A 7,034-nucleotide genomic window follows, 5' to 3' on the forward strand; every position below is an offset into this window, starting at 1 on the left:
CCGCAGCGACTTCGGCTCCGGCTTGGCCAGCCCATCCGAGCTCGGCGGCTTCGATGAGTTCCGCGAGTTCTCCCCCAGCCGGGCGTTCAGCCCCGTGATCTCGGCGTTCGCCTTCTCCAACGCGGCCCGCAGCTCGGCGATCTGGGCCGCCTGCGCCACGACCAGCGCCGCCAGTTCCTCATACGAGGACGCGGGCTGATCGACAGGCGACACACCATCAGCCTACGGACCAATCACCCACCGCGAGCACCCCACGCCCACAGCGATCGGCACCCAAACGACCTGACCCGCGACAACAGCAATCGATCAAGAGTGCTGACCAGTTACTCTTGAGCAACGGGAACGCGAGGCGCCGGAATCCGGCATCGCGCGGCAACTCCGGTTCTTCAAGGCCAACATCGGCGCCAGGCCCGACCCCCTCCACACGGGAATGCCCGACGCCGAGACGGCCGAAGTGAGACGTGAGTCCTTCGTCGACAATTTGATTGTGGCCACCTTCGGGGGCGAGGTCTACAACAAAGAGGTATTCAACGAAGCGGGCGGGTTCCCGCCGGATGCCGACAGGAACCCGCGATACCTGACCGACCGGAAGATGCGGCTTGCCCTCGATCCCGACGTCTGGCCGAGGATAGTGCACGCCGCGAGGATGCTCTACCGCTCCTACCTCGTGACAGAGCCCGCCGTGACACGGTTGGCGGTTAACTACTTCACCGCCAGCGACATCGGCCTAGAGCTGCTTGCATTCGGCGACGCCATCGACAGGTGGTGGAGTTCCAGGCGGGGTCAAACGGTCGTAGCCACAGCCACAGATCCCCGCCGGCACCTCTGCCGCATCGGCCATCACGTGATGATCGCGTGATGTGGTCATCGGGCTGGGGTGGTGCGCCCGGCCCGCCCGCACGAGGTGATCTCCACAAATCCGTTTGCCCAGACATACGTCGACCAGAATCCTGACGTCGTGCTGATACGACGAGAGACGTCTGTCGACCAACGAGCGATCTTCGCCGTCCACAACGCCGCCTTCGCCACCGCCGATGGCTCGGTTGCCGCCGAAGCACGGCTCGTCGACGAACTTCGCGCAGCCGGCGATGTCGTCGCAGGCCTGTCCCTCGTGGCCGAGATTGACGGTGACGTCGTCGGTCACGTGGTCGGCAGCCGCGCCCACATCGATGAGCACCCCTCGCTGGGGCTCGGCCCCCTGGGCGTGCTCCCCAGCCATCAGCACCGCGGAGTCGGCAGCGCCTTGATGCACGCGGTGCTCGCGGCAGCCGACGCCCTGGACTCACCCGCAGCCGTCTTGCTCGGCGACCCCACTTACTACCAGCGATTCGGTTTTCAGCTTGCGCAACCACTCGGCGTGCTCCCGCCCAACCCCGACTGGGCCCAGCACTTCCAGATCCGCACGCTGACTACCTGGACCGGCCGAACCCCCGGAGTGTTCCGCTACGCCTCAGCCTTCGACACCGTCTGAGTGGATGTTTGATTTGGGTTGATTACGGCTTATATCCTAGCGGGGGTCTCGCCAGGTGGGTGTGGTCTCGCCCGTTATGCGCTTGGCCACGTTGTCGATCATCGCTATGTGGATCATGGCTTCGGAGCTGGCGGGGAGGGTCTCGTAGTCGCGGGCCAGGCGGCGGTGGAGCATGAGCCAGCCCAGGGTCCGCTCCACGATCCAGCGCCATTGCACGAGCTGGAAGCCGGGGGTGCCGGTGTTTCGGGAGACGACCTCGACGTCGATGCCGTGGGCGGCTCCGTGTTCGACCGCGGTCTTTTTGAAGCCGGCATCGACCCAGGTTTTCGAGATGGTCTGGTAGGTGTTTTTGGCCTGGTCGAGCAGGCGTATTCCCAGGGTGTTGTCCGACAGGTGTGCGGCGGTGACGGTCACGGCGAGCAGCAGGCCGAGGGTGTCGGTGACGATGCCCCGCTTCCGCCCGACGATCTTCTTGCCAGCGTCCGTGCCCTGGCTGGTCAGGGGAACGTCGGTGGAGGTCTTGACGCTCTGGGTGTCGAGGACGCAGGCGGTCGGGTCGGGCGCGCGGCCGTCGGCGAGGCGGGCCAGGCCGGTCAGGTCGTAGCCGAGCCGGGCGAAGATGCCCTCGTCCCGCCAGGCGGCGTAGTAGAAGTAGACGGTGTTGTGCGACGGGAAGTCGTGGGGCAGGTATTTCCAGGGGACTCCCGTCCGGTTGAGATAGAGGATCGCGTCGAACACCTCGCGGAGGTCGACCCGGGCGGGCTGGCCGGTGGGTCGGCGGTCGAGCCGGGCTTTCCGCCAGGCCTGCAGGGCGGGTGCGATCAGGTCCCAGCGGGCGTCGGACAGGTCGCTGGGGTAGGGCTTGCGTGGGCTCATGGCAGACGCTCCTACCTGGTCTGCGTGGCCTTAAACCCGCCTGGCCGAACGTGGCTGGAGGGGAGTTTTCGTCCCATCGTCGAACCAGACGGACCTCGAGTCGCATATCCGCGCTCAACGGCTGCCGTGGTCGTAGCCTCGGGGGCACGGACGTGCTTCTACGGCGCGAAATACGTAAAGGCCGCCGACGGCAAAGGTGACTTATCGTCACCAGGGCTACGTAAACATCCACTGACACCCCACAGGCCTCGCGGACGACTCGGCCCCCGCGTCGTGTTCGGACTCAAGGCGCGCGGGCGTCGGTCACCCGTTGAGGAGGGTGATGCAGCGCCCGGCCGGGCTGGTCACGGTGATGATCGCGGTGCGTTCGTCGATGGGAGGCGCGTTCGTGCGCTGGTCGAAGATCGCAAGGGTGCCGGTCGGCAACTGGAGTCGGTCGAGATAGCGGTCCAGCTGTAGGAGCCCGGCCTTGAGCGGGTTGGATCTGCCGGTGCGCCAGGCCTTGATCTCGAAACCCTCGCGCTGGACCTGCCGCGGTCCCCCGCGGGGTGCGTAGGGCCAGCGGAGATGAAGGTCAATGCGGCCGGAGCCGAGCGCGTATTCGCGTTCGACCTGGCCGGTACCGTTGATGGCGCGCTGGAGGTAGCCCATGAGAATGAGCTGGGGCGCGGCCTCGTCGTAGTAGCCGCGGCTGGTGAGGAACTCGCCGTTCTCGATCCACCAGACCGCGAAGTCAGCGAGGACTCGTGGAAGATCGAAACTGCCGTCCGGGCGGACGAAGGTGCGGGGATCGGTGGTGATGCTCTCCTGCACGGAGGACGACAGGACGCGGACGATGACCTCGCGGTAGATCGGATTCGCGGCCCGTACTGGTGGGTCGGGCGCGATGAGGCCGAGATCACGGACATAGCTGACGTCGTCGTCGTACGGGTCGAGGACGAGCGGGTCCCCGGCGATCAACGGAGCGATGATCTCACGGACACGGGGTTCGGCTAGCTTGGAGGCCAGCGAGTCCAGGTAGGTGGCGCGCGCAAGGACGAGCCGTTCCTTCGCGGCCTCGAGATGCTCAAGTGTGATCGTCTCTGTGGCGGGCACGGCCATCTCCTCGACGACCTCGCGGGCCAGCGCGTTGACCAGCCACGGCTGGCCGCCCGTGAGCTCGTAGGCGTGCTCGACGGCGCCCGGCGCGAACGGCTGGCCGGTGGCGGCGGTGTGCTGACCGTAGAGCTCCGCCACCTCATCCGCGGTGAAGTCGCCCAGCCTAAGCGACTTGAGTTTGATGTTGAAAGGGCTCGACGTGCCCAGCCGCGACGGGTCACCACCGGCCGCCGCCTTGTAGTCACGGACATCGCGGAGACCACACAGCACGACCGATGCCGGGAAGGGCGCTGTGGAGCGGGCGTTGTAGCCGTCCCGCACCTGGCTGAGCACACTGATCAACGACTGGCCCTGAAGGGCGTCGATCTCGTCGAAGAACAGGACGAGCGGACGTGGGCAGATCCGGGCCCAGGCTCCGAGCGCCTCGACGATCAGGGTGCCGTCGGAGGTCTCCGGCCACGGCGCGGGCCGCAGCTCCGCAGACAGGGTGTCCTCGGCGCTGGAGCGGAGCCGGTCGAGAATCGCCCGGGACGCGGCGCGGATGTCGTCTCCCCAGGCGCGCCCGGTCTCGCAGGAGACGTGCACCGCGGCGTACCGGCCCTGCCTGGTCAGGTCGGCCGCGAGTGCGCGGAGCGCCGTCGTCTTCCCCGTCTGGCGGGGCGCGTGGACGACGAAGTAGGCCTTGAGATCCACCAACCCGGGCGCCTCCGGGAGGCGGGACAGCGCCGGGATCATGTAATGCTCCGCGGGGATGCACGGCCCAGCCGTGTTGAACCGACGGCTCACCAGTCCTCCTCCCCGCCCGACTCGCTACTTCACGACCAGCCTACCCGTGATCGACGATCTACCTGTGCGGCGAGTGATTCCTCCCTGACTGGTCGCGATCGCGCGGACGGACCAATGGAACACTCGTTCAATCCGTCAGGCGACACTCCGGTCGGCGCGGTCATCCAGCGTCGCCCCTGGCCAGGGGCCGGGTAGCGACCGGCCGGACGGTAATTTCAAGGCCAGCAACCAAGATCGATCGATTCGGGCTGGTACAGAGAGTCCACCCTTTTTCTGATCACGCCTCCGACCTCGGTGAACGCGGTTCGCGATCTATCGCTTTGAGATTCAACACCATGGAACGGTGCTGGTCAGGGCCTCGACAGCTGGTTCGAGCCCCGGCCGGACGACCATGTTGGGATCATGCGAACCGCGTCCGTTCCGCCGAGGTGCTGAGCGGCGGCGACTTCGGAGGACCCGCGGTAGCCACAGGCAGCCGCTGGGGCCGCGGCAAGAACGCGCATGGCAACCTGTTCACCGACGGCTTGGGCAGCGACGAAGGGGCCATCATGTCCCAGCTGCCGTCCAGCATGCCGATGGCACCGGCCGGGAGTCGCCGTTCACGTCAGGCGGCAGGACCACGCCCTTCGTCCTGGAGCACGTCATGTCCGTGGTCTCCTTGGCTGACGTCCCCGATTCGGTGGTGATCATGGTTGACACGTCCCGCGCACGGCTGTTCGGCAACCTCGACGATGAGATGCCTGGTGCATGACGGGATGCCTTGAGGAGGATCGCGGAGCCGTGCCCGGTCGCGATCTTTCTCGACGGTTCTACGAGCGGGCGGTTCGGTCGCTGGTCGTGGGCGTGCCCCACGCTGCCGCGTTGCTCGGTGAGGGGTCCGAGGTCCTCGGCTTCGACGACGAGGTCTCCACGGACCACGACTTCGGCCCCCGCGTGCACGACCCGCTCGATCTGCTCACCACGCGGCGTCGGGCACTGGCCTGGTACCCCGACGACGTCTGGCGCTACGTCCTGGCAGCCGGCTGGCTGCGGGTCAGCCAGGAAGAACCGTTCATCGGCCGCACAGGTGGCCGCGGCGGCGACGACCTCGGCTCGCGTGTGCTCGCCGCCCGCGTGGCCCGCGACCTCATACGGATCGGCTTTTCTCCTCGAACGCCTTGGTCTGGCTGAGCCCGTCGATCCCGCCCCGCGCCGCTTTCATTCCCGAGACATCCACGTACTCGGCGCCGAACGCCTCACCCGTGCGCCGACCGATGCGATCAGCGATCCGCAGCTGCGAACCCTCCTCACCCGACTCGGACACGGGCCCGACGGCCCGCTCGGCCATCTCCTCGGCGCGATCGACCAGGCCACCGACAGCTTCGCGCGCTGGCCGGACGTGCCGTGGCGGTCCGTCACAGGCTTCCGCAACATCGCCGTTCACACATACTTCGAGGTCGACTGGTCAATTGTGTGGCGCATCCACGCCGGCAGCCACACGTTCTGTTCAGGCCGCCGAGGTCTCACCGCTCGGATCGCCCAGCGTGGCCACCTTCTCCAGCTTGTGTTGCATTCGTCACACCGGTGGACGTATGCACTCCGCCGCCACCTCCCAGCGCTCCAACCAAGAGCGATCCCCACTCCACCATCACACCTCCACCCGTAGCGCCACAACATCACTGCTACGGTTGCGCAACGCCACAACTCGATAGGTATGGAGAACCGGGATGGCCAAGCGCAACGCCGCGCTCACTCTTCTGAGGAGTGAATTACTGGACCGCGGAGGGGCTGGTTCCGGGCATGAGGGAAGACGCTGGGAGCCCGGCTTCCAGCGCTGGTTTTATCGGTGTTCGGTTAGCGGCTGCGGGCCTTCCTTTCCGTCCGGGTTGGACGGTTATGCCGCTGGTGTGACGGTGACGGTGTAGCCGAGTTTCTCCAGTTCGCCGACGAGGTTCTTCCTGCGTCGTTCGGGGTCCCGGCGCCGGCGGGCGTGCCAGTCTCCACCGAGGTCCTGGTAGACGGTGTTGTTCGCGATGATGTGCCAGTAGGCGATGAGAATGTCGTGGCGGGTCGCACCGATGGCTTTCAGAACACCACGGCGACCACGGATCTGGGCGTGGTGGGATGCCAGGTAGGTGTCCTTGCTACGGGCGGCGGCGTGCGCGGCCTCGGTCAACGCGGTCCGTAACCACTTGTTGCCGTGGCGGGTACGACCGGACAGGCGTTTCCCTCCCGAGGTGTTGTTCCCCGGGCAGATACCCGCCCAGGACGCGAGATGGCCGGCGGTGGGGAACCGGCTCATGTCCAGGCCGACCTCGGCGAGCAGCACGGTCGCGGTGACCTCACCCACCCCGGTGATCGTGCGGATCCGGTCGACCGTCTCCCGAAAAGGGGCGATCATCACCTCAATCCGGTGGTCGAGCTCATCGATCTGCTCGTCGCACAGGTCGATCCGTGCCAGCAGCTGCGCGGCGAGGAACCCGTGATGCCCGGAACGGAACGTGCCCGCGAGCGCCTCCTGCAGCTGCGGAATCTTGCTACGGAGTCGGCCGCGAGCCTGATCGGCCAGATACTCCAGGGACTGTTCCCCCTCGATCATCTTCTCCAGGATCGCCCGGCCCGAGACCCCCAGCAGCTTCGAGGCGACGCTGGTGAGTTTCACCCCGGCGTCCTGCATCAGCTTCTCCAGCCGCTGGATCTCCCGGGTCTTCTCCTCGACCACTATCCGCCGGGCCCGGGTGAGATCACGGAGATCCCGCTGGGGTTTCGGGGGAACGAACGAGGCTCGTACCAGACCGTGCGCGACGAGATCGGAGATCCAGGC

General features: G+C 66.8%; 9 protein-coding genes. 4 read left to right on the forward strand and 5 right to left on the reverse strand.

What is annotated here, in order from left to right; all coding sequences use genetic code 11:
* Positions 1 to 213: DUF6444 domain-containing protein (locus tag AC08OP_RS17415; RefSeq protein ID WP_476615159.1), on the reverse strand; the 213-nt coding region annotated here is incomplete at its 3' end.
* A 217-nt stretch (positions 214 to 430) separates the two neighbouring features.
* Between AC08OP_RS17415 and AC08OP_RS17420 the strand changes: the two genes are divergently transcribed.
* Together AC08OP_RS17420 and AC08OP_RS17425 are read left to right on the forward strand one after the other, a co-directional pair.
* Complete coding sequence (locus tag AC08OP_RS17420; RefSeq protein WP_476615160.1) at positions 431 to 859, forward strand: hypothetical protein; 429 nt, start codon at positions 431 to 433, stop codon at positions 857 to 859.
* A gap of 99 nt (positions 860 to 958) precedes the next feature.
* On the forward strand, positions 959 to 1,471 hold the full coding sequence (locus AC08OP_RS17425) for a GNAT family N-acetyltransferase (RefSeq protein WP_476615161.1): 513 nt from the start codon (positions 959 to 961) through the stop codon (positions 1,469 to 1,471).
* A gap of 36 nt (positions 1,472 to 1,507) precedes the next feature.
* On the opposite strand, the gene AC08OP_RS17430 is transcribed toward AC08OP_RS17425, so the two are convergent.
* Positions 1,508 to 2,347 carry an IS5 family transposase gene (locus AC08OP_RS17430; RefSeq protein ID WP_476615162.1) on the reverse strand — a complete coding sequence of 280 codons (840 nt, stop codon included), beginning with the start codon at positions 2,345 to 2,347 and terminating at the stop codon, positions 1,508 to 1,510.
* Positions 2,348 to 2,650: 303 nt separating this feature from the next.
* Entirely contained in the window at positions 2,651 to 4,231 is a 1,581-nt protein-coding gene (locus tag AC08OP_RS17435) for an AAA family ATPase (protein WP_476615163.1), read from the reverse strand.
* A gap of 780 nt (positions 4,232 to 5,011) precedes the next feature.
* On the opposite strand from AC08OP_RS17435, the gene AC08OP_RS17440 reads away from it, so the two are divergent.
* Positions 5,012 to 5,401, forward strand: coding sequence for a DUF4037 domain-containing protein (locus tag AC08OP_RS17440; RefSeq protein WP_476615164.1), 390 nt, complete (start codon positions 5,012 to 5,014; stop codon positions 5,399 to 5,401).
* Here the strand turns inward: AC08OP_RS17440 and AC08OP_RS17445 are convergent.
* Entirely contained in the window at positions 5,358 to 5,654 is a 297-nt protein-coding gene (locus AC08OP_RS17445; protein WP_476615167.1) for a hypothetical protein, read from the reverse strand. The two genes, AC08OP_RS17440 and AC08OP_RS17445, sit on opposite strands and share 44 nt — an antisense overlap.
* Here AC08OP_RS17445 and AC08OP_RS17450 point away from each other — a divergent pair.
* Positions 5,610 to 5,876: a HepT-like ribonuclease domain-containing protein gene (locus AC08OP_RS17450; RefSeq protein WP_476615166.1), complete on the forward strand. Its 267-nt coding sequence runs from the start codon at positions 5,610 to 5,612 to the stop codon at positions 5,874 to 5,876. The two genes, AC08OP_RS17445 and AC08OP_RS17450, sit on opposite strands and share 45 nt — an antisense overlap.
* Before the next feature lie 228 nt (positions 5,877 to 6,104).
* Here the strand turns inward: AC08OP_RS17450 and AC08OP_RS17455 are convergent.
* A partial coding sequence (locus AC08OP_RS17455; RefSeq protein WP_476615165.1) for an IS110 family RNA-guided transposase occupies positions 6,105 to 7,034 on the reverse strand: 930 nt, incomplete at its 5' end.

This window comes from Frankia sp. CeRuru1 (assembly GCF_977966315.1).